This is a genomic window from Actinomadura sp. 9N407, from assembly GCF_044326315.1.
In the GTDB taxonomy this organism is placed as follows: domain Bacteria; phylum Actinomycetota; class Actinomycetes; order Streptosporangiales; family Streptosporangiaceae; genus Spirillospora.
Window position 1 is genome coordinate 87,252 of the sequence record NZ_JBIRAW010000029.1, and the last position, 21,547, is coordinate 108,798.

Here is a 21,547-nt window from a genome sequence, read left to right on the forward strand (position 1 = left end):
CGGAGCCTGCCCGATGGGACTGCCTCCAGGGGGCGCAGAGGCTCCAGGGTCAAGGGTCGGCCGGAGGCCGATCGCGAAGCGACGCGAAGCGCCCTTGACGCTGGAGGGGCGCCCCCGTACGCAGCGCCACCCCCACCACTCCCCTCAAAACACGAGGCCCACAACACCAGCCGCCCGACGACGGATCATCGGCCGCCTCAAGTCGGATCCGGAAATTTCGACGCCGAATTCCAAAGCGATGAGCGTTCAGAAGTCCGGCGTTGAAGGCGGCAAGTACCTGGGTGCCACAACGGTCCATACCGGCCTATCGCAGGGCCACGGTCTTCCGGTCTTGGGACTTCCCGTCTTGGGACTTCCCGTCTTGGGACTTCCCGTCTCTTGCCGAACAGTACGGGCTTGCTGATCAGTACAGGTTGGACGAGGTCGGGGCCGGCGACATGCAGCGGCTGGTCGAGATCGCCGACCGCTGGAGGCCCTACTGCAGTTGGATCGCGCTGCGCACCCGCGCCGAGCAAAAGGTCCATGCAGGCGTTCACAGAGATCGCCAGGGTCACCAAGCGTCGTAGTCACGCCGTCCTGGTTGCGCCCACAAGCAGGGCCCAGCCTGCGGTATCGGAACCGCCGTCCTACTCTCCGGTGGCTCCGTCGATGCGCTCGCGGAGGAGGTCCGCGTGACCGTTGTGGCGCGCGTACTCCTCGATCATGTGGGTGAGGACGTAGCGAAGCGTGAACGACTCGTCGCCGTAGTGTCCGACGGTCTCCAGGGACTCGGCGGCGTCCACGATGTCACGGGAACGCCGGCATGCCGTTTCCCAGACGGTGAACGCGTGGTTCGGGTCGGCCTCATCGACATCGAATTCGTTAGGCTCCCCGTCGGGTCCCCGTCCCCAGAAACTGCGGACACGTTCACCGTTCATCCCATTCTGGAACCAGCTCCGTTCCACATCGGCCAGATGCCGGACCAGCCCGAGCAGGGACAGGGCAGAAGGAGGAATGGCCTTCTCGCGGAGCTGCTCGGTGGTCAGCCACGCGCACTTCATGGCCAAGGTCTGGCGCTGGTACTCCAGGAACTCGGTAAGTGAGGCGCGTTCACCGGCCATGCGCGAGGGTTCGAACCTTCGCGAGGTTACGGTCCACTCTTGATCATCCACTGCGTCATCCTGGCAGGCTCGGATGCGCGATCGTGAGGCCTTACGCCGGATCCGGCCCTGGCGGGGTCATTTCGACTTCGCCCGGGTGGCGACGCGCTGCCGCTCTGCGCGAGAAGCGACGAAGAGCACGAACAGCGGGACGAGAAGGAGCAGGGGGTAGCCGAACAGCCGCAGGCCGGGTTCGGCGGCGTGTTCCTTGGAGGCTCGTACGGTCATCGTCGCGCCGACGTCGCGCTTGCCCGGGCCCACGATCTTGCCGGAACGGCGCGTACCGTCCGGCAACGTCCAGGAACCACGGCACACCGTCGGCCCCTTGCTCTTGCCGGTCTTCTCGTTCCAGCACTCCTCGATCACGGCCTTGGTGGACGTCCCCGTGGCGTACCACCACACCGAAACGCTGCTCTGGCCCACGAACACGAGGTAGAAGGGCATCACGACGATCACGGCCAGGATGGCCAGCGCCCGCCGGCTCTTCACACTCTTCGCGCTCTTCGGACTCTTCAGAGACCTCAAGCGTCCGGTCCGGTCGATCGACACAGTGACCGCCTTCCGCCTGCCTCGTGCTCGTCCCGCCTGGCGCCGCCCCGTTCCGTACTCAGCAGGAACAGGAGGTAGGAGCAGGATGTGGGGAGCAGGAGGTCGGGAGTACGACCGGCATTGTGGCAGCAGCAACGGGCGCTAGTGAATCGTCTATTTCACATGTGCGCCACGGGTTCGGCCATGCTCAGTCCCGATGCCCGTCCGCCGGTGCCTGCAGCAGCCGATCCAGTTCCTTCCCTGCCTCGTCGTACCCGGCGTCGGAGATTCGTTGTAGCTCGCGCAGGTCACCGGTTGCGGCCGCGCGTCGCGTGAGCAGGAACCCGGCGTGCGTGGATCCCTCGTCCAGCAACTCACTCAGTTCCGTGAGGTCGCCGGCTTCGTCGGCGAGGTCGGCCAGCCGGTCCAGAGCGGCCTCGTTGCCCTCATCGGCCAACTCGCGCAGGGTCTCGCGATCGATGTTCGTGTTCGCCATGACGCCATGGTGCAGGCCTGCCCCTGGGGAAAGGTCAAGTGGAACGATGGCCGAGTGATCACCATCGGGCAGCTGGCGCGGTACGTCGGGGTGTCGATCAAGACCATCCGCGTGTACCACGACAAGGGGCTGCTGCCCGAGCCCGACCGCGATGCGTCCGGGTACCGCCGGTACGGCGCGAACGCCGCCATCGACCTGATCAAGATCCGGACGCTCGCCGAAGCGGGCGTTCCGCTGGCCCGTATCCGGGACCTGAGATCAGCGACCGACGATGAGTTCCAGCAGGCGCTGCGCGAGATCGACGACGAGCTCACCGCCCGCATCCGTGGCATGCGGGCGACCCAGGGACGGCTGCGCGAGCTCGCCGCCGGGCAACTGGCGCCATTGCCCGCCGAGGTCGCCGCCTATCTGGAGGACCTGGCGCGCTGGGGATTCACGTCTCGTTGGGTGAACCTGCAGCGCGATCTGTGGATCCTCGTGTTCGCCACCCACCCGGATCGCGCGATCACGCTGTTCCACGACCAAGCCGAGATCCTGGCCGACCCGGCGCTACGGCGGCTCTTCCTCGACTACGACCGCGCGTACGACCTCGACGCCGACGATCCCCGCATCGACGACCTCGCCCGCCGGATCATCGAGGCGACTCAGAAACGCTACGGCCACGACCAACCGCCCGGGCTGGATGCGTCCTCCGAGATCCCGGCCCTCATCCAGGGCACGGTCAACGCCTCGTCCCCGGCCTGGCAGCGGCTCGACACGCTCATCCGCGCACACCTGCTCATCCGCACACAGCTGGACGAGTGACACGACGTGGAGGAACGCACGGTCCCGGCTGCGTACGCAAGCCTGCGTGCGGACAGTCACATGCGAACAGCTGCGTGCGGAATGCACGCAGCTTGCAGCCGTCTTCGACAGGGCAAGCGTTGCCTGATGCGGGCTAACCGCGAACGGAAGCGGGGACCGCGGGACGGATGTCCTGTGGCAAGGCATGGTCGCCGGTCATCTGCACGGGACGTTCGGCGCGCCCCTTTCGCCTCTCGGAGACGGCGCCGGCCAGCAGTAGGGCCAGGCCCGCTCCGGCGAGCGCGGCACCGACGACGTTGGGTGCCCTCAGGCCGAGACCGCCGGCGATGACCAGCCCGCCGAGCCACGCGCCGAGCGAGTTGGCGAGGTTGGCGCCGGACTGCAGGCCCGCCGACACCAACGCGGGGGCGTCTCCGGCCTGCTCCAGGAGGCGGGTCTGTACGGCCGGTCCCATCGCCAGGCTGAACATTCCAACGGCGAACAGCAGCGGCACCGCCGCCCACGGCACCGAGACCGCGAAGGTCAGCACGCCCAGCGCGACCACCAGACCGGCCAGGCAGGCGATTACCGTCCGGGTGGCGTCCCGGTCGGCGAACCGGCCGCCCAGCACCGAGCCGGCGGTCATCCCCAGCCCCACCACGATGAGGAGCGGGGTGATCGCTCCAGCGGAGAACCCGCCCACCTCGGTCATCATCGGCGCGACATAGCTGTAGCAGGCGAACAGGCCACCGAACCCCAGCACGATCACGCCCATCGAGAGCATCACCTGCGGGCGGCGCAGCGCGGCCAGTTCGCCACGCAGCGAAGCGGGCGCCGACGTGGTCCCGGCACGGGCCGGGATCAGCAGCATCACCGCCGCCACGGCGACGGCTCCGATGGCCGCGACCAGTACGAACGTCCAGCGCCAGCCGAACATCTGCCCGACCAGGGTCCCGGACGGTACGCCCACCACGTTCGCCACGGTCAGGCCCAGGAACATCACCGAGACGGCCCGGCCACGCCGCGCCACGTCGACCAGGCTCGCCGCCACCACCGCGCCGGCGCCGAAGAACGCGCCGTGCGGCAGGCCGCTGAGCAGTCGCGCGGCCAGCAGCGTCTCGTACGTGGGCGCCAGGGCCGACAGCAGATTGCCGATCGTGAACAGCGTCATGAGCCCGACGAGGACGCGGCGGCGAGGTATTCGCATGGTCGCGGCGGTCAGCAGCGGGGCACCGACCACGACCCCGATCGCGTAGGCGGCGATGAGGCGGCCTGCTGCCGGGATGTCCACCCGGAGATCACCGGCGATCTCGGGCAGCAGGCCCATCATGACGAACTCCGTCGTACCGATGCCGAAGCCACCGAGCGCCAGCGCGAGCAGGGGACGGGCAAGATTGCCGCCCATCGGGGCACGCGTCGTCAAGCCACCGCCTCCAAACCGTTCCGGTACGCCGTGGCGCGACCTCGCTGGGACGGCCTCGCACCGCGAGGCCACCCGACCTCCAACCTCCAGCCCGGCGGCGCGTATTCCACATGTGACCCGTTCCACCCAGGGTCCTCGTGCGTCCGGGACGGCCCACTACGTTTTCAAGCCGGTACGTATACAAAGCCGGTACGTATTCAAGCGTGTACGAATTCAGGCTGAGACGTCGGTGAAGGGCAGGAGGGATCGAGGGTCTATCGCGCAACTGCGGTGGACGGGGAAATCGCGGTCACCGAATTACAGGGAGCGGCTATGGGGAGCGATTACAGGGAGCTCCGGTCGTTCTGCCGGTTCATGTCCTTCTCCGGCGCGGGATCGGGAAAGGCCGGGGCGTCGGTACGGAGCGGGACTTCGCGGATCAGCCAGGCGGCGGCGAATGCGACGACCGACAGGACGGCGGCGCCGATGAGAACACCGTGCAGGCCGCCGGCGACGGCCGTACGGACGGCTTCGCGGGCCGGGGCGGACAGATCGTTCAGGAGTGCGGGTGTCAGGTCGACGAGCCGAGAGGCCTCCGTGGGACCGAGCTGGTCGGTCAGGTCGGTTCGCATACGGGCGGCGTAGACCGCGCCCAGGAGGGCGATGCCCAGGGAGCCGCCGATGGTACGGAGAAGGGTGACCGTTCCGCTGGCGGCGCCCATGTCGCGGGGGTCGGCGCTGTTCATCGTGATCAGCAGGGTGCTCTGCATGAGGAGGCCCATGCCGGTTCCGGCGACGAACGTGAGCGCGGAGGCGGCGGCCGTACCGGTGTCCACGTCCAGGAGCAGCATGGCCAGGGCGCCCACGGCCATGAGCGCGCCGCCGAGGATCGGATAGGCGCGGTAGCGGCCGTTGCGGCTGACGAGGTGGCCGGTGACGAGTTGGGCGCCGAGCATGCCGAACATCAGGGGCAGCAGCAGCATGCCGCTGGCCGCCGGGGACGCCTGCTGGACGAACTGCATGTACTGCGGCAGGTACGCGGTGACGCTGAGCATCACCGCACCGACCAGGAAGCTGAGGACCTGGGCGGCGGTGAAGTTGCGGTCGCGGAACAGACCCGGCGGGATGATCGGTTCGGCGGCGCGGCGTTCGACCCGGACGAAGACGACCAGGGCGAGGGAACCGGCCGCGGCCAGGACGAGGATCGGGGGCGAGAGCCAGGGGTACGTGGTGCCGCCCCAGCTCGCAACGAGGGTCAGGGCCAGGATCGCGGTCGTGAGCAGGGCGGCGCCGCGGTAGTCGATGGGTGCCTTGACGCGTTCGAACGGCGGCAGCCGGATGCGGGTGGCGATGATCAGCAGCGCGACGGCGCCGACGGGCACGTTGACGTAGAACGTCCAGCGCCAGCTCAGATGGTCGGTGAGCACGCCGCCCAGCAGCGGTCCGCCGATGTAGGCGACCGGCATCATGGCACCGATCATGGACTGCAGCCGGCCGCTCTCCCGGGGCGGTACGAGCACGCCGATGATCGCCAAAGCGCCGACCATCAGCCCGCCCGCGCCGAGGCCCTGGACGGCGCGGAACGCGATGAGCTGTCCCATGTCCTGCGACAGGCCCGCCAGAGTCGAGCCGGTCAGGAAGATCATGATCGAGGCGATGAACGTGGCCTTGCGCCCGTACAGGTCGCCGAGCTTGCCCCAGATCGGGGTGGTGGCCGCGGCGGCGAGCAGGTACGCGGTCACCACCCAGGACATGTGCTCGAGGCCGCCGAGCTCGCCCACGATCGTGGGCAGCGCGGTGCCGACGATCAGGCCGTCCAGCATGGCCAGGAACATGCCGAGCAGCAGCCCGAACACGCCCAGGTAGAGCGAGCGGACACCAGGGGCACGGGTGCGGGAGTGACGGGTGCGGGAGTCACGGGAGTGGGAGTCACGAGAGTGGGCGGTCTCGTTCATGCGCGTCAGGCCGCGTAGGGGCGGGCGGTTCTGGCTTCGCGGAGGGCGTGCGCCCACCAGGCCAGCTGGTCGAGCATCACCTTGGCGGCCGTGTCGGCGGCCGGGTCCAGGGCGGTGCCGTCCGGACCGAACTGGGACCAGACCCCCTGGAAGCCGACGCTGTCGCGGATGGTGACGGCGTGCAGTTCTGCCAGCACCAGGCGGAGCTGCTCGACCGCGCGCAAGCCGGCGGAGAAGCCGCCGTACGAGACGAAGCCGACCGGCTTGGCGCGCCATTCCGTACCGTGCCAGTCGATGGCGTTCTTCAACGCGGCCGGGAAGCTGTGGTTGTACTCCGGTGTGACGATGACGAACGCGTCGGCCGCGTCCAGCCGCGGGGACACGGCCGCCAGCAGGTCGGCGGCCTCCTGCGTCGCCGGCGGCTGTCCGAGGACGGGGAACACGGTCGGCAGTGGGGTCTCGACCAGGTCCACGAGGTCGGTGGACATGTCGTCGCGCTGCCGCAGGTGGGTCTCGATCCAGTCGGCCACGGTCGTACCGAAGCGGCCGTCCCTGGTGCTGCCAAGGATGATCGCGATCTTCAGCCGGTCGTCGTGATGCATTGAGGTCTCCCGTGTTTGTGTACGGCGTATCTGTGCGAGATACAACGTACACAAGCCCGCGTACGCTGTCTACTTCTGATACGTTGTATCGCGTTGTGACCTGGAGCTTCATGACTTTTAGGGGCATGGCCTGGAGATTCTGGCCCGTGTTCTATGACGTGCAGTTTCATGACGTGCGGGTTCGATGACGTGCAGGTTCGATGACGTGGAGGGAGGCCGTTCCCGATGGCCGATGAGAAGGACGCACCTCGCGAGCACCTGTGGGAACGGCTCGAACGTCCCGCCCCCACCCCGCGCCAGACGCTGACGGCCGAGCGCATCGCGTCGGTGGCGGTCGGAATCGCGGACGCCGAGGGCCTGGACGCGATCACCATGCGCCGCCTGGCCACCGAACTGGGCGTCGCCCCCATGGCCGCGTACCGCTACGTCGCCGGCAAGGACGAGGTCCTGGAGTTGATGGTCAACCTCATCTACGCCGACCTGCGCCTTCCCGAGAACGCCGGATGGCGCGAGACCATGCGGACGCTGGCGCTGGGCACCCGCGAGCTGATGCTGAAGCATCTGTGGCTGGCCCGGCTCTCGCCGCAGGCCATGCTCTCGCTCACGCCCAGCCGGATGGCGATCGCCGAACGGTCACTCCAGGCCTTGGGCGACCTGGGCCTGGACGCCGACACGATGATGGGCGTCTTCCGCGCCGTGGACGCCTACGTCCACGGCGCCATGAACTACGAACTCTCCCTCAAGAGCCTCATGCAGGAGCACGGCTGGACCGAGGGGCACCAGGTACGCGCCGACCTCGGCCCCCAGATGACCTGGCACATGCGGACCGGCCGCTATCCCACGTTCCAGCGCTACCTCGAGACGGCGATCCGCAAGGACGCGCTGGAATGGCAGTTTGAGACCGGCCTCGGCTACGTCCTCGACGGAATCGCCGCCGACCTGAAGATCTAGCACCGCGCCACGAGTCAACGAGCGACGTGTCAACGAGCCGCGAGTCAACGAGGTGAGCGGTGGAGGGTTGACCTTGCCCCTTGGGGGAGGGTTTAGCGTCGCGATCATGGAATTGACGGAGACGCTTCTCGACAGGACAGTACTGATCACCGGGGGCGGGACCGGGATCGGCCGTACGACGGCCCAGAGGTTCGCCGCGGAGGGTGCCCAGGTGCTCGTCGTCGGCCGGACCGCCGAACGCCTGGCCGAGACCGCCGACGGACATCCGGGCATCCGTACCTTCGTGGCCGACGTCACCCTGCCGGACGCCCCGGCCGCCATCGTGGCCGCCGCGCTGGACATACTCGGCCGCATCGACGTCCTGGTCAACAATGCCGCGATCACCCGTCCCGCGCCGCTCGAGGCGATCGACCGGAAGGTCGCCGAGCAAGAACTCGCCACGAACCTGCTCGGCCCCGTGTTCCTCGCCCAGCACGCTCTGCCGCATCTGGAGGCCGGCGGCGTCATCGTCAACATCACGTCCAACTCGCCTCACCAGGGCTGGCCGGGCAACTCCGTCTACGGATCCACGAAGGTGGCCTTGGATTTCCTCACCCGTACCTGGGCGGTCGAACTCGCACAGCGCGGTATCCGCGTCGTGTCGGTGGCCCCGGGAGTGACCGAGACGCCCGTGATGACCCACGCCGGCTTTACCGACGAGCAACTCGCCGAGATGGGCCAGGGTTTCCGGGACCGGATCCCGCTCGGGCGCCTCGCCCGCCCCGAGGAGATCGCCTGGTGGATCGTGAACGTGGCCCGCCCCGAGGCCGGGTACCTCAACGGTACGGTCGTTCGCGTGGACGGCGGGCTGAGCGCGGCCGGATGACGGGGGAACGATGCTGATCGGGGAGCTGGCGAGCAGGTCCGGTACCACCATCAAGGCCCTGCGGTACTACGAGCAGGAAGGCCTGCTCCACCCGCGCCGGGCACCGAACGGCTACCGGGAGTACGACGAGTCGGTGGTCACCGTCGTCGGCAACATCCGGCTGCTCCTGTCGCTCGGCCTGACCGCCGCGGACGCCCGGGCCTTCGTCCCCTGTCTCGGACTGGACGCCCCCGGGAAACCCGTCTGTCCGGCCAGCGCGGAGATCATCGCTCGGCGGCTCTCCGACGTACAGGAGAAGATCGCCGCGCTGAACACCGTCCGCGAGAGCCTCACCGAGGCCCTCGCACATGCGGAAGGTTAGCGACAGGGCCGGTGGGCGGGAGGCCGGTGGATACGGGGCCGGTGAGAACGGGGCCGGTGGATACGGGGCCGGGGAGTACGAGCCGGCTGATCAGTTGCTTACCGTCTGTCCGATGCCGTGCACGTTCCCTTCGCTGTCGCGGAACCAGGCCCCCCGTTCGCCGGTACCTCCCGAGGACGGGTAGTTGCCGGCGACCTCCACGATCCCGTTGACGGTGCGCAGGCCGGGGACGTCGATGTCCTCGAACTCGACGCCCCGGCCGCGCAGCTCGGCCACCACCGCCTCCACGTCGTCGACCTTCCAGGCCATCTGGGTGTGGCCCCCGGACGGCTCGCCGGTGGACTCGAAGACGGAGAAGCTCCCGCTCCGGCACTGGTAGCGCAGCCCTCCCGGCCGGGTCTCGGCGGGTTCCAGGCCCAGCTTCTCGGCGTAGAAGCGCCTGGCACGGTCGAGATCCTGGGCCGGCAGGCGGGTTGAAACGGCGGCGTCGAGCAGCGATCCGGCGGCACGCAGGCCGGCGCGTTCGCGGCGGGCGACCCAGTACGCGGCGGTCAGCTCGATGATCTGCAGGTAGTTGCCGTCCGGGTCGAGCACCGTTCCGAACCACGCGCCCGCGTCCTCCCGGTACTCCAGATCCGCGACCCAGTTCACCCCGAGGGACCCGAGGCGGCGAGCCGTCTCCTGCGCGTCCGTGACATGCAGGTTGATGATCACCCGGGCGGGCTCGGCGGCCGTCACGGCCACATCGTCGCGGCCGTCGATCAGCAGGCCGACCTCGCCCAGCCGGAGGAATCCGTCGGCGTCCGCCTTGACGTCGAACGCGCGCTCGTACCAGGCCCGAAGCGACTCAGGGTTCGTGGACGCGAGCAGGATGCTGCCGATGGCGGGGATCTGGTGCATGGCTACCTTCCGATGGAGCACCGAACAAGGATGGTCAGAGGGTGAGACCACGCCCGGCACGCAAACTCATCGCGCCGCAACGAAACTCGAGCGCTCAGGCCTCCCGTCGTTTGGGCAGGAACGGCTCGTGAGGACGGGAGTGTCGTCAGGTAGGAACGGCTTGGCAGGGCGGGAACGCCGTCAGGGCAGGAACGCTGTCAGGGCAGGAGCGGCGCGATCCGGTCGACGAAATCGGCGGACTGGCGCAGCCCGGCCTTGTAGGCCCCGGCCCACCGGCTCTGGTCACCCACGTCGGGCCCGATCGCCTCCAGCGCGGCGTCGTCCGGCCCGATCCGCAACTCCACCTCGGCCGGTGCGCCCGGGAACACGTGCCCGATCGGCTCGATGAGGATCACCGTGCCCGCACCACCAGCCAAGTTGACGTTCGAGTCTCCGCCGAACGCGCCGTCCATGTAGTCTCGCCCGCCGATGGTGATCGGCGCGGCGTAGCCGGGTGCGGCGCTGCTGGAGGCGACGGCGGGCGTGCAGCGGGACACCGCTGTCCCGTGTCCAGACCACCGGCTCGCCGCCGTCGATGTCCACGGCGGTGATCAGCAGCGGCACGTCCGGCCAGGCTTGGCTGCCGACCAGGTGCTCCATCGTGGCCAGGTGCCGTTCCTCTGGCAATGCCTCGGCGTCACGGGCGAGCGCGCCGACCCGGCGCAGCGCCTCGCGCGGGTCGGTGCCCGGCTCGTTGAGGATCTCGAAGACGCGCGGCATGACGCTCAGGTCACCGGTCCGCTCGCCCGGTGGCGCGGGCGGGACGTCGGCGAGTACGTCCAGGTCCCGGCCGGTGGCCAGGGCGGCGCCCGCAATTGCGCCCGCCGAGGTGCCGACAAGGACGCTCGCTCGGGCCAGGTCCGCGCCCGCATGGCGTAACCCGGCGGCCAGGCCCAGCAGCCAAGCGGTACCGACGGGACCGCCTGGTCCCATGACGACGGCCACATCCGGTTCGGCAGAAGTGAAGATCATGGCTCGACCCTACGGACGTCCGCGCGGCGCCGGTATCGGCCCATGGGACGAGGACCATGGACTGAGGCGACACGACGGATCGGCCTCCCGGCGAGACTCCGCCTGGTCAGTGTCCGGTTCGGCCGTCGATTCGTTCGCGCAGGAGGTCGGCATGGCCGTTGTGGCGGGCGTATTCCTGGAGCATCGACGAGTAGACCCAGCGCAGGTTCATCTCCACCTTGCGTCGCGGGTCGACGTAGACCTCGTCCAGCGCGTGCCCGGACAGCGCCTGCCCGACGAGTTCGATCTCGCGGGTGTACGTGGCGAAGTCGGATTCGGCATCGGCGGTGTCCACGTCGAACTCGGCGTTGAGGTCGTCCTCGGTGCAATACAGGTAATCCAGCTGCTGCCCGGCGAACCTCGTACGGAACCAATCGCGTTCCACCTCCGCCATGTGGCGGACGAGGCCGAGCAGGGACAGGCCGGACGGTTCGGCCGCGCGCAGCTTGAGTTGTTCGGCGGTGAGGCCACCGCATTTCCACAGCAGCGTCCGTCGTTGAAGATCCAGCCACGCGTCGGCCAGGACGCGCTCATCTCCCGTGAGCACATCGAGGGGCGCGATCGTGCGCTCGGTCTCAGGTGCGGTCCAGACCATCACTCCATCATGCATGACCTGCCGCGAGCAGCTCGGGAAGGTTGACGGGCGGGGCGGAAAGAGAGCCGAGTGGAACAGGGCCGGGTGGAAAAAGAGTCGCCGTTGTCGGGCCGGTGCGCTTAATCTCGTCGGGTTCCCGTACGGAGGAGGCCATCATGTACCGCGACGACGAGGTGCACTTTTGAACGGACCAGCAAGCGCCGCAGGGGGTTCCCTCTAGCGAGACCAGGGTCAAGCGCGGCGACCGGGTCGTGCGCGGCGATAAGGAGCTGGTCGAGAAGCTCGGCGGCAAAGACCCGTGCCCCTGCGGTTCCGGGCGGCGCTTTCGGCCGATGCTGCCGGCCCACGGGACGGTACGACGGCGTGCTGGGCAATTACTACGTACGGCAGCGCGATTAGCCCAAGGGCCTGCCCGCACCAACTGGGCCCGCCCGTACCACTGGCCCTGCCCTACCAACCAGCCCTGCCCGTACCAACTAGCCCTGCCCGTACCAACTCATGGCTGGCCGGACCGGCGCCGATGGCCTGCTCGCCGCGCCGGTCCGGCCGCGAGCCGGCTACGAGTCGGCCTGGATCCAGGTCTCGTGGAGATGGCGCCAGCGCAGGCCGTTGCGCGCTTTCGGGTCCGGTACGAAGACGGCCACGGCGCGCCGGGTGTTGCCGGTCTGATGTTCCTCGTACGTGGCGACGACCATGCCGTCGCCGTTCAGGAGTTCGCGGGGCTCGCGGATCCGGAGTTCCAGGTCAGGCACAGTGCCGTGGGCCTTCTCCATGGCGCCGGCCAGGTCGGGAAGCATCGCGAGGGATCCGTCCGGGTCGTACCAGGTGAAGTCCGGGGTGTGCATTTCGAGAAAGCCCGAGACGTCGGTGGCGGTGCCGCGCAGCCAGGACTCGATGAAGCGGTGATGCTCGATGATCTCTTCGATGGCGTTCATCGGGTGATCCAGGTGTGCAGGGGCGTGAGTTCGACGCCGAAGAGTGCCTCGACCTTGTCGGGATCACCGTCATAGAAGTGGGCGTTTTCCGGGACGGACAACCAGCGGTACGTGGCCGCGACTCCTGAGGCGGCCGCCGATCCGAGAATCGGTGTCATGTGCTCCTCGAAGGCGTCCGGATCCAATGGTAGGTAGCGGACGTTGAAGGCCGCGGCCAGTTCCGCGCCGGTCACGATGTCCTTGCCGCCGACATCGACCGAGGTTCCGAGCAGGTCGTCGCGGTCGAACGCGGCGGCGGTCAGGGCACCGAGGTCGTCATGGGCAAGCCAGGCCACGCGATGTCCGGCCGGGATCGGATAGGCGAGGACGCCGTCGGATGGGAACAGGTTCTCCAGGTAGACGGGCGGACGCAGCACGACCGTGGGAATGCCGGAGGCGAACAGGGCGTCGACCGCGTCGCGCTTTGTCTCGAACGCCGCGACGGAGGTACGGGCTGCCGGGATGCGGTTGCTCGCGTTGAACACCAGCCGCTCGCACCCGTGTGCAGCGGCGATGATGTTGTCGACGTAGCGGGCGACCAGCGCCGGATCGAATTCCATCGGCAGCGTCACGGAGGCTCGGGTCACTCCCTCGAACGCGGCGCGTACCGCCTCGGGGTCGCCCAGGCCGCCACCGTTGGCACGGCCGAAGCCGCGCACGTGGTGCCCGTCCCGCACAAGCCGTTTCGCCACCGCGCCACCTTGGGCACCGTTCGCGCCGATCACCAGGTATGTGTCGCTCATACTGCTCAGCTCGCTCATGCTGTTCAGCCTGCCGGGCGGATCCAGTACGTTCCATAAGCATGAGTCCCGATCTACTTAAGGATCGTCCAGCGGATCTGCTCGATGAGCTGCTGGCGCCACTGCGGCTGGAGGGCGTCTTCGCCAGCTGGTGGGAGGCCCGCGCCCCCTGGGGGTTCCGGGGCGACCAGGAATGGAACGCGCTCCTGCACTACGTCCGTTCCGGCGAGTGCGCGATCACGATGCCCGGAACGTCCGAGCCGGTGATCCTGCGCGCAGGCGAGCTGGCGGTCTTCCCGTACGGCGCCGCGCACGAGATCGCGGACCGCCCCGGCCGCGCCACGTCGCCGCTCGACCTCCTGCTCCCGGGACGTCCCATCGGGAGCGCGACCGAGATCCGCGTGGACGGGCCGGGCCCGCTCACCGAGTTGCTATGCGGTGGTCTCCACTACGACGAGGCGGGGATGTCGCCCCTCTACCGGGCGCTGCCGGAGATCCTGGTTCTCGACGGGGAGATGCTGGCGAGCGAGCCGCTGCTGGCCGGGACGCTGGCGGAACTGGCGGCGCCGACCCGGTACGGAGCAGCGGGGGACGGAGCAGGGCACGGCGCGGCAGGGCACGGCGCGGCGGGCGCCGGGCTGGTCGCGTCGCGCGCGTTCGAGCTGGTCTTCGTGCTGGCGCTGCGGGTGGCGCTGAGCCGGCTCAGCGATCTGTCCCCCGCGTTGCAGGCGCTGCGGCATCCGGCGATCGGCCGTGCGCTGCTGGCGATCCAGTCCCGGTTCGCCGAGCCGTGGACGCTGGAGTCGCTGGCCTGGGAGGCGGGCATGTCGCGATCGGCGTTCGCGACCACGTTCAGCCGGCTCGTCGGCGAGGCACCGGCCCGCCACCTGAACGGCCGCCGGATGCGCGAGGCTGCCCGCATCCTGGTTGAGACCGCGACGCCGCTGAGCGCCGTTCCCGAACGCGTCGGCTACCGTTCGGCGGTCGGCTTCCACCTGGCCTTCCGTCGCCACTTCGGCGTTCCTCCCGGCGAATACCGCCGCCCCCGCGCAGAGTCCTGATAGACGGTCCTCCGTGGCACGGAGCCTTCCAGCATGTGGCCGGCGCGGCAAGGCCGTCGGGCGGTCGCGGCCAGGAAGTGCCAAGCCTTGACTGGCGCGTTCGCGCGTTAGCCCGGCTGCCCAAGCGGTCGCGCCTGCGGTAGTGGTCGGATGGCACGGTCATATCATCGAAAGCAAATTTGGCATCCAATGACAAACCGTTGCTCGCATCGCACAATTTCTTCGGGACCGAAACCTGCCCTTGTCCGCACAGGGGCTTCGGAATATCATCAGGCCCATCAGCTCTGAAGTCATTCTTCCCGAGTAGCCGCACCTCCGGCCTGCTAGAACCACCAAACATCGCCCTGCCCTACGCTCATTCGAACCTCCCCGCCGGTCCTATTGGAGCCCGATACCTCCAACTCAGACACGCAGACCACATTCGCTGAATATGCAGCGTCTTACCCTCGTCCAGAACTCACGAAAGGGCCCGTGATATCAATGCACAAGATCGCCCAAAAGTGCATGGCAACTGGCAGCGCAATTGCCATCGGCGCAGCATTATGGACCACCCCTGCCCACGCCGCCACCACTTGGGAGGTAGCGCCTGGAGGAGGATTCGACTGGTTCGCTGGTCTGTTCAATATGCGAGACGAAGTCACTGGCACGTCGTTGACCTGCCAGTCGATCAGCGCCTCGGGTACAGCCAAGTCCGATGGTGGTCATCCTGGTGAATCCATCGCGACACTGGTCGATCAAACCGTCAATCACTGCACCGGCTGGCTAGGGATTACGTTCGGCGCAACCTTCTCGAGCCCATGGAGTCTGAATGCCAACTCCTACGATGCCTCCACTGACAGCGTCAACGGGACGATCAGCGGCATACGATTCCATTTCACTACTCCCGGATGCAGCGCCGACGTCGCAGGCCCTGACGCTACGACGCCCGGCACCATGTCCGCTTCCTACAGCAACGCTCTCGGCGAGCTCTCTCTCGGCGGGGGAAATCTTCATATCTGGAATGTATCTGGATGTTTCGGGCTATTCGCCAGCGGGCATCCCTGGACGATTTCCATGGCGCCCTCCATCGTCGATCCACCACAGGTGATCACGGCGGAATGACCTCGGGGGTGAGGCCGGTGGCGAGGGTGAGGCCGGTGGCGGGGGTGAGGCCGGTGGCGGGGGTGAGCCGGTAGCGAGCGGCGATCGCCCTCAGCGACGGCACGATCTCCGGATCGCTGGGCCGGCCCCGCCGTCCCGGCTCGCGGGATCATGACCGCCGAGCGGAGTCCGGCGGCGCTTCCCAGCCGGCCTTGGGTGATCGGGGCGATGCTGCTGTGCACGACCGGGACCCTGGGCGTGGTCGCCCTCTCCGCCGAGCCGAGGTTCACGGCGAGCCGGACGGCAGGCATCGGCGATGTGCGTGGAGCGGGAGCCTTCCTCGTCGGCTGCGCGTTCGGTACGCAGATCTTCGGGGCCGCCACGGACTTCGAGGGGCCGCGCGGCCATGCCGAGGGTCATGATCCTCGGCCCGCAGATGGACGCGACCACGTTCGTGCAGTTGCTGCTGCATGACGGGATGGTCCTGACCGCCTTCGGCGCGGCGGTCCTCCTCATGGTGCTCCGCCGGTTCTACGAGGGTCGCCCGGAGCCCGCCGGACCCGACGAGTCCGATCCAGGGCCGGACCGGTGTACGGCGAACGCGGGCGCGGCGTGTCGCTTGCCCAATGGGCAGGGCACCGGGCGGCGAGGCCCTGGCCAGGAACCGTTCAACGAACCGCGCCCTCTCGGGGCGTACGCGGCGCAACTGCTCACCACGGAAACCCTCATCGCCCCTTCCGCACTTCTGGAACGGCGCCGTACGGCCCATCCGTGATCCGTGGGCGTCGACCGTGCCGCCGGAATAACCCGCCACCATGCCGGAACCATTTCTTCAGTGGTCATCGCCGGTGCCCGAACTCGAACACGCGGCCGTCTCCGCCGGCGTCCGTCGGCCTTGGAGCGGATCGGCCGCTGCGGGGCGGCCCGGCAACACCGACCCCATACTGCCTGTCATCTGGGGAACGCCGAGCGTTCCCAGTGCCGGTAAGCGGCTCTATCATTCCCAGACAAAAGAGCATTCTCGCTTATTTTGAAATGATAGAAACGCGCGACTCGACCCGAACCGGCCGAGGAATTCAGTTGCGCACTCTTGTGCCACATTAGGGCGAGAAGTAGCCTGCAATCACCAACTGTTCCGAACAAAACCAATCAGCACTTCATCCGGCAGCACTTCATCCGGTACGTGGAACCGCAGTATTCCGAGTGGCCTATCGCCTGCCCGGAGCCGCGGTTCGCCGATTCCGCCACAAGCTCTCGTCGGCATGCCCGGCGCGGTGTCATCTGGGTTCGAGCCGCGCCCCCGGTTTTATCCGAAACCCGTTCCCCCGGTACCAGGAGGTCACCCGTGGTGCGTTCGAAGTCCACCTCTACGTTGTCCCGCCGGATCGCCACCCTGGCGGCCACCGGCCTGACCGCCGCGGCCGTCGCCGCGATCCCTTCGGCCGCCCACGCCGAGCCCGTCGTCAACGTGAACTACCCGGCCAACGGCACCACCACGATCAAGGCGACGGGCTCGGCCATGGCGCTCGGCCCCGGCACCCTGAAGTCGAGCCTCGACCTCGGCACCGGTGACCTGACCGCGAATCTGGAGATGCCTCCGGCGCACGGCGAGTTCAAGCAGTGGGGCCTCATCCCGGTCAGCGTGACGACCACGCTCATCGAGGAGGGCCCCACCACCGGCAAGATCGACATCAACACCGGCGCGGTCACCAGCACGTCGAAGGTCACGCTCAAGCTCTCGAACCTCAAGGTCGCCGGCATTCCGATGCCGGTCGGGAGCAACTGCAAGACCGAGACCCCGGCGACGATCAACCTGGCCTCCGAGGACGACTGGAACGTCCTTCAGGGCGGCACCCTGTCGGGCACCTACACGATCCCCAAGTTCGAGAACTGCCTCCTGGCGACTCCCCTCCTCAACATCACCGTTCCCGGCCCGGACAACACCATCTCGCTGAAGCTGGGCACGCCGACCGTTCCCCCGACGCTGGCCCGCCAGCTCGCCGCGATCGGCTGACGCCCACCTCGCGGAAGCTTCCGCACCGAGGCCCGCCGCCCGCCCGGGCGGCGGGCCTCTGCTTGTGCACCGGCCTCGGTATATGAGCGTGGGCCCTCGGCTCAGTACTCCAGCCTCACTTTGCGAGGGGGCCGCACGGCGCCGTGAACGGCATCGGTCGCGTCACCACGCGTCATGCAACGGTGGCACCGCCCGCGGCCGATCCGGCAAGAGCAGGCCACTCCATGGTGACCAGCAGCCGCTGATCGAACGACGAACCGGCCTAGAGCCCGCGGCGGCGGCGCAGGTTCTGCCGAACCTGCCAGGCCGTGGCCGCAAGGCCGACGATGCCCGGTTCGTGACGAGTGGGCCGATGTCCGATCGGCTTGTCGGGCGCGACGCGCATGACCACCTGGGCCAGGCTTTCCATGTCCAGTCGCCAGCCCTCGATTCGCCGCGATACCAGCGACGGCTCGGCCTGCACGTGGTGCAGCCAAGGGGCGAGGGCGGCTTCGCTGAACTCTTGCTGCTCCGGGGTCAGCGGCGGCGCGTCCGGCGGCCTCGGCAGGTTGCCACCCCGTGCGTCGATGCCCCCGGAATTGAGCTCGGCCCCTATGCAAGGGCGGCGGCCCTTCTGGCCGCCGTTCCTTCGGACGATCAGGTCGAAGGTCACAATGCAGGTGATCCACGACCAGGGGATCAGTTCTGGTCGAGCCCCCTCGCCGGTCGGGCCGAAATAGACGCCGCGGGAGTCCACGGCGAACGACACCTCCCCGCGATGTATCGACCTTGCGAAGAGAACGGCGAGAACCGCCGTCACCGAGCCGAACACGCCCAGCGCGAAGATCAGGCCAAGCCCGGGAGCGCGAATGGTCTGGTAGAGCAGGAACAGCTCCACGGCACCGAGGTCGACCAGGATCGGCATATTGCCCCGCCAGCTCTGCCGGGCGATATAGGCATCATCGGCGAACCCGTCGTGGGGTACGTCATCAAGCCTCATGAGCAGCACTCCCCGATGCCGATGAACGGCCTGTCGGTGCGGGCGATGACCCAGAAGAGATCGATGATGCGGTCGAGTCGGCCCCCACCGGAGCCGATGAATTCACCGGCTGCCGCATTGAGCTTCTACCATGTCACTCGAAGGTTTCACCGTAGCCGATGTACTGCTGGATTCCCGGATACACGAAGGGCTCGGTCAGCCGGGGAGCACCGGTCATTCTCGGACAACCGGGAGTAGCGTTCCTCGCGGCCAGTCCGGATCCCAATTCGGTGATCGAAATCTCACTCTTGGCACGCGAGTGAGTAAACTTGGGATTGGCGCCGCCGGCCGAAGTCCGGCTGATATCGAAGCTGCACGATGGTGACGACATACGGAATGACCAGTCAGCGAAAACGCCCGAGAAGAGCCCGGTGTCCCGGTCCAGCCCCGCCACGTCATCGAAAATCGTTGCCGGCAGTCCACTGACGCTGACAGTGAAGGGAGCACCACCGAAGTTGGCGTCTCCACGGCAATCACGGAAGACGGCACTCGTCACCTGCCCGAGGTTCTTCGGCAGCAGCAGGTTCCCGCTCTTGAATCGCCCCTTCAATGTCGAGGACGCGCACTCGATGCCGACATTCCGCCCTACCGGGATGACCACAGGCCCGGAAGTGCCCGACCACTCGCCGCCAGGCTTGATCGTGTAGCCGTAGCCGTGAATCGAAGGGCATGGGTTGGCGTTGATATCTCCCTGACTGGGGAAGCACACCGGCCCCTGCGTCAACTGGACGTAGTTGCCTTCTCCGGAGACCGACGCCGTGAAGAGCCGATCGAGGTCCTCACCCACACCGCAGCCCGAGAAAGCCGGAACGTTGACCATTCCGCTCAGCCGACCGCCCTTGTCGATGGCATACGGGGGCGCGATGTGATCGCTCCCCGTCAGCGCGAGCATCACGGGTTGGGCGGTCCGGCATTTCGGACCCACGTCCATCGGCGTTCCGTTGACCCGAACGTCATACAGGCGGATCCAGACCTCCGCCCACGCCCAAGTCTTGGTCTCCCTGTCTTCGCTGGCGTTCTGCGGACCGACCGCGGCCAGATTCATGTTTCCGATCTGGGTGATCTCCATCTTGGAGGTCGTCGGCATGAAGCCGAACGTGAGGAAGGTGGCGTCCAAGGTATCGGCGTAGGTCATCGCCACATGCCGGAACTGGTTGGTCGGCCGCCCTTCGTCGTCTATATAGACATACTGATCCTTTGCCGCGATGACGCTCGAGTCGCCCGCCATGGGGCTGGCGGCCTTGAGTTTGTTCACGTTCGCCTTTCCACCGAATCGCGCGCAACCGGGATTCGGTTGTGATACCCGGACATGCTCATCCGGAATCGGCGGAAAGAGGTGAACGAATTTCTCGTTGTACTTGTCCTCCGGCATCGGGTTCTCGCAGAACTCATCATCGGCCGCCCGAGTGCGCGGACTCGTGCCGCTTCCCGAGTTCGGCGGCGGCGCGGGCTCCTCGGTGCGGTCGGCTCCCGAAAGCGGGACGGTCACCATCGTCGTGTCCTGCCCGAGATTCGGCGTGCACGAGACCGACATCGCCGCCGCCGCGGCCGAGCCGCCGCCGGCCCCTGCCGGTGAGAGCCGCAGCGAGAGGGATCCTGCCGAGAACACGGCGTCCCCCTCCGCCCCGATCGTCGACGGCGGTACGGCACCGGCGGCCGTCAGCTCGACAGCGCCGTCGCCCGCCAGTTTCGTGCCGGGGATCGTGAGGCCCTGCCAGGCCGCACTGGCCGGGCGCTGACTCGCGGTCATCAGGACGTCGAGATTGGCCACACCCTCGACCGAGCCCGAGCCTTCCAGGCTCCCGACCGCCTTGCGCGGCACGGTCGCCGCCACCGAAACCCCCTGGACACGGATCTGGGATCGTGGTTCGACCGCCGCCGGGAAGGTCGCCTGGATGCGCACGGGAACCTGCTCGGATCCCGAGGGGAACTGACAGGCGTATCTGAGGGTGACATCGGCCTTCTGGCTGCCCACCGCCGCCGCGGCGCCGGGGACCAGGCCGGCCAGCACGACCACCGCGGCGATCCCGGCCATCCGGGCCGATCTGATGGGGGCCCAACGCGCGCCGTTCTTCATATCCGCCTATCCATCCCAAACAAGAAGGAGATGCGCACCAGAGGCCGCGCCATTACGATCGCCCATCGCGGTCTAATCGGCCGATGCCGGCACCGGCCGGTTCCGGAATAGCTCGCTTATGGCAGCCAAAGTCAACACTGCAGAAGTCAACACTACGGACCAGTAGCATAGCCACCGGCTATCTCTCACACAAGGCATCGAATCCCGCAGGCCTACCGTGCTCGCCACCGTTATTAACGGATGATAATTGCGCCCGGACTTCTATCAAACGATAAGCATGGGCCGGCCGCCTTCAGCACCGCAATTCCCCGCCCAGGCAGGCCCGCCGGCCGGTTCGAGCTACCGGATGTCACCGAACGTCACCGCATCGGCGCGGCTGGTCGGACTGGTCATGCAGACCACGGACTCAGGGTCATGGGGTGTAGGCGAGTTGGATGGGCGGGTCGATCGCGACCCTCCCTCTGAACAGGACCGTGTCCCCGTTCTGGACCAGGCCGAAGCAGCCGGTGACGTTGGAGGCCGTCAGCTGGACGTTGCCCGGGTTGGGGGCGGTCGGGTCGAACGTCAGAACTCCGGTGGAGTTGTTGTAGTACCCCACGGCACCGCCGGTGATGCTAAGGGAGCAGCCCGCCCCGATGAGTGACAGGTTGATACCGGTCACGCTGACCACGAAGACGTTGGGATCAGCCGTCGGAGCGACGGGATTGATCGACCAGGTGCCGCCGTGGACGACCTCGAACACCAGGCCGAACGGCCCGGTGCAGGTGCTCCAGGACGTCTGGTCGATCGTCCCGATACCGGGACCGGGATGACCGGTGGTGTTGTTGATCGTGCTGTCGAATTCGGCATCGGCACATCTGAAGACGACGCCGCTGCGTGGAATCACGATCTCGAAATCGGTGGAGTGTCCATAGGCGTAGCCATCGGCGGCGGCGCCGGTGACGGTCCAGGTCCCG

22 protein-coding genes and 1 pseudogene are annotated in these 21,547 nt (G+C 67.8%); 9 read left to right on the forward strand and 14 right to left on the reverse strand.

What is annotated here, in order from left to right; translation table 11 throughout:
• Nucleotides 1-626: 626 nt before the first annotated feature.
• From ACH34Q_RS34870 to ACH34Q_RS34880, 3 genes are all read right to left on the reverse strand, one after another.
• Complete coding sequence (locus ACH34Q_RS34870; RefSeq protein WP_395987408.1) at nt 627-1,100, reverse strand: DinB family protein; 474 nt, start codon at nt 1,098-1,100, stop codon at nt 627-629.
• Between the two features lie 117 nt (nt 1,101-1,217).
• Entirely contained in the window at nt 1,218-1,628 is a 411-nt protein-coding gene (locus ACH34Q_RS34875) for a hypothetical protein (protein WP_395987409.1), read from the reverse strand.
• Between the two features lie 247 nt (nt 1,629-1,875).
• Nucleotides 1,876-2,163, reverse strand: a complete 288-nt coding sequence (locus tag ACH34Q_RS34880) for a hypothetical protein (protein ID WP_395987410.1) — start codon at nt 2,161-2,163, stop codon at nt 1,876-1,878.
• 54 nt (nt 2,164-2,217) lie between these two features.
• Here ACH34Q_RS34880 and ACH34Q_RS34885 point away from each other — a divergent pair, with 54 nt between their 5' ends.
• Nucleotides 2,218-2,967, forward strand: coding sequence for a MerR family transcriptional regulator (locus ACH34Q_RS34885; protein WP_395987411.1), 750 nt, complete (start codon nt 2,218-2,220; stop codon nt 2,965-2,967).
• Between the two features lie 133 nt (nt 2,968-3,100).
• On the opposite strand, the gene ACH34Q_RS34890 is transcribed toward ACH34Q_RS34885, so the two are convergent.
• The 3 genes from ACH34Q_RS34890 to ACH34Q_RS34900 form a co-directional block, all read right to left on the reverse strand.
• Nucleotides 3,101-4,369 (reverse strand): MFS transporter, encoded by a 1,269-nt coding sequence (locus ACH34Q_RS34890; protein WP_395987412.1) that lies wholly within the window; start codon nt 4,367-4,369, stop codon nt 3,101-3,103.
• 323 nt (nt 4,370-4,692) lie between these two features.
• A complete protein-coding gene (locus ACH34Q_RS34895) occupies nt 4,693-6,303 on the reverse strand; it encodes a DHA2 family efflux MFS transporter permease subunit (RefSeq protein ID WP_395987413.1) in 1,611 nt (536 codons plus the stop codon).
• Nucleotides 6,304-6,308: 5 nt separating this feature from the next.
• Nucleotides 6,309-6,905: an NADPH-dependent FMN reductase gene (locus ACH34Q_RS34900; RefSeq protein WP_395987414.1), complete on the reverse strand. Its 597-nt coding sequence runs from the start codon at nt 6,903-6,905 to the stop codon at nt 6,309-6,311.
• A gap of 225 nt (nt 6,906-7,130) precedes the next feature.
• Here ACH34Q_RS34900 and ACH34Q_RS34905 point away from each other — a divergent pair, with 225 nt between their 5' ends.
• From ACH34Q_RS34905 to ACH34Q_RS34915, 3 genes are all read left to right on the forward strand, one after another.
• Nucleotides 7,131-7,856 (forward strand): TetR/AcrR family transcriptional regulator, encoded by a 726-nt coding sequence (locus ACH34Q_RS34905; RefSeq protein ID WP_395987415.1) that lies wholly within the window; start codon nt 7,131-7,133, stop codon nt 7,854-7,856.
• A 106-nt stretch (nt 7,857-7,962) separates the two neighbouring features.
• On the forward strand, nt 7,963-8,721 hold the full coding sequence (locus tag ACH34Q_RS34910) for an SDR family NAD(P)-dependent oxidoreductase (RefSeq protein WP_395987416.1): 759 nt from the start codon (nt 7,963-7,965) through the stop codon (nt 8,719-8,721).
• A 10-nt stretch (nt 8,722-8,731) separates the two neighbouring features.
• Complete coding sequence (locus ACH34Q_RS34915; protein ID WP_395987417.1) at nt 8,732-9,082, forward strand: MerR family transcriptional regulator; 351 nt, start codon at nt 8,732-8,734, stop codon at nt 9,080-9,082.
• Nucleotides 9,083-9,172: 90 nt separating this feature from the next.
• Here ACH34Q_RS34915 and ACH34Q_RS34920 read toward each other — a convergent pair whose 3' ends face one another.
• Both ACH34Q_RS34920 and ACH34Q_RS34925 read right to left on the reverse strand, forming a co-directional pair.
• Nucleotides 9,173-9,982, reverse strand: coding sequence for a VOC family protein (locus ACH34Q_RS34920; protein ID WP_395987418.1), 810 nt, complete (start codon nt 9,980-9,982; stop codon nt 9,173-9,175).
• 197 nt (nt 9,983-10,179) lie between these two features.
• Nucleotides 10,180-10,518, reverse strand: coding sequence for a hypothetical protein (locus ACH34Q_RS34925; protein ID WP_395987419.1), 339 nt, complete (start codon nt 10,516-10,518; stop codon nt 10,180-10,182).
• Between the two features lie 112 nt (nt 10,519-10,630).
• Here ACH34Q_RS34925 and ACH34Q_RS34930 point away from each other — a divergent pair, with 112 nt between their 5' ends.
• The gene (locus tag ACH34Q_RS34930) at nt 10,631-10,900 is read left to right on the forward strand and encodes a hypothetical protein (RefSeq protein ID WP_395987420.1); all 270 of its coding nucleotides are present in this window, start codon (nt 10,631-10,633) and stop codon (nt 10,898-10,900) included.
• A gap of 199 nt (nt 10,901-11,099) precedes the next feature.
• Here ACH34Q_RS34930 and ACH34Q_RS34935 read toward each other — a convergent pair whose 3' ends face one another.
• The 3 genes from ACH34Q_RS34935 to ACH34Q_RS34945 form a co-directional block, all read right to left on the reverse strand.
• A complete protein-coding gene (locus ACH34Q_RS34935) occupies nt 11,100-11,627 on the reverse strand; it encodes a DinB family protein (RefSeq protein ID WP_395987421.1) in 528 nt (175 codons plus the stop codon).
• Between the two features lie 557 nt (nt 11,628-12,184).
• On the reverse strand, nt 12,185-12,562 hold the full coding sequence (locus ACH34Q_RS34940; RefSeq protein WP_395987422.1) for a nuclear transport factor 2 family protein: 378 nt from the start codon (nt 12,560-12,562) through the stop codon (nt 12,185-12,187).
• Nucleotides 12,559-13,362: an SDR family oxidoreductase gene (locus tag ACH34Q_RS34945; RefSeq protein WP_395987423.1), complete on the reverse strand. Its 804-nt coding sequence runs from the start codon at nt 13,360-13,362 to the stop codon at nt 12,559-12,561. The genes ACH34Q_RS34940 and ACH34Q_RS34945 overlap by 4 nt, the downstream gene beginning before the upstream one ends.
• Nucleotides 13,363-13,403: 41 nt before the next feature.
• On the opposite strand from ACH34Q_RS34945, the gene ACH34Q_RS34950 reads away from it, so the two are divergent.
• The 4 genes from ACH34Q_RS34950 to ACH34Q_RS34965 all read left to right on the forward strand — a co-directional run bounded on the left by ACH34Q_RS34950 (nt 13,404) and on the right by ACH34Q_RS34965 (nt 17,496).
• Nucleotides 13,404-14,402, forward strand: coding sequence for an AraC family transcriptional regulator (locus ACH34Q_RS34950; protein WP_395987424.1), 999 nt, complete (start codon nt 13,404-13,406; stop codon nt 14,400-14,402).
• A gap of 480 nt (nt 14,403-14,882) precedes the next feature.
• Nucleotides 14,883-15,503, forward strand: a complete 621-nt coding sequence (locus ACH34Q_RS34955; RefSeq protein ID WP_395987425.1) for a hypothetical protein — start codon at nt 14,883-14,885, stop codon at nt 15,501-15,503.
• Between the two features lie 385 nt (nt 15,504-15,888).
• The gene (locus tag ACH34Q_RS34960; RefSeq protein ID WP_395987426.1) at nt 15,889-16,257 is read left to right on the forward strand and encodes a hypothetical protein; all 369 of its coding nucleotides are present in this window, start codon (nt 15,889-15,891) and stop codon (nt 16,255-16,257) included.
• Nucleotides 16,258-16,827: 570 nt separating this feature from the next.
• The gene (locus ACH34Q_RS34965) at nt 16,828-17,496 is read left to right on the forward strand and encodes a hypothetical protein (RefSeq protein WP_395987427.1); all 669 of its coding nucleotides are present in this window, start codon (nt 16,828-16,830) and stop codon (nt 17,494-17,496) included.
• Between the two features lie 262 nt (nt 17,497-17,758).
• On the opposite strand, the gene ACH34Q_RS34970 is transcribed toward ACH34Q_RS34965, so the two are convergent.
• From ACH34Q_RS34970 to ACH34Q_RS34980, 3 genes and pseudogenes are all read right to left on the reverse strand, one after another.
• Nucleotides 17,759-18,475, reverse strand: a complete 717-nt coding sequence (locus tag ACH34Q_RS34970) for a hypothetical protein (protein ID WP_395987428.1) — start codon at nt 18,473-18,475, stop codon at nt 17,759-17,761.
• A 133-nt stretch (nt 18,476-18,608) separates the two neighbouring features.
• Complete coding sequence (locus ACH34Q_RS34975; RefSeq protein ID WP_395987429.1) at nt 18,609-20,549, reverse strand: DUF6801 domain-containing protein; 1,941 nt, start codon at nt 20,547-20,549, stop codon at nt 18,609-18,611.
• A 606-nt stretch (nt 20,550-21,155) separates the two neighbouring features.
• A pseudogene (locus ACH34Q_RS34980) lies at nt 21,156-21,209 on the reverse strand (hypothetical protein); the annotation flags it as partial.
• Between the last annotated feature and the right edge of the window lie 338 nt (nt 21,210-21,547).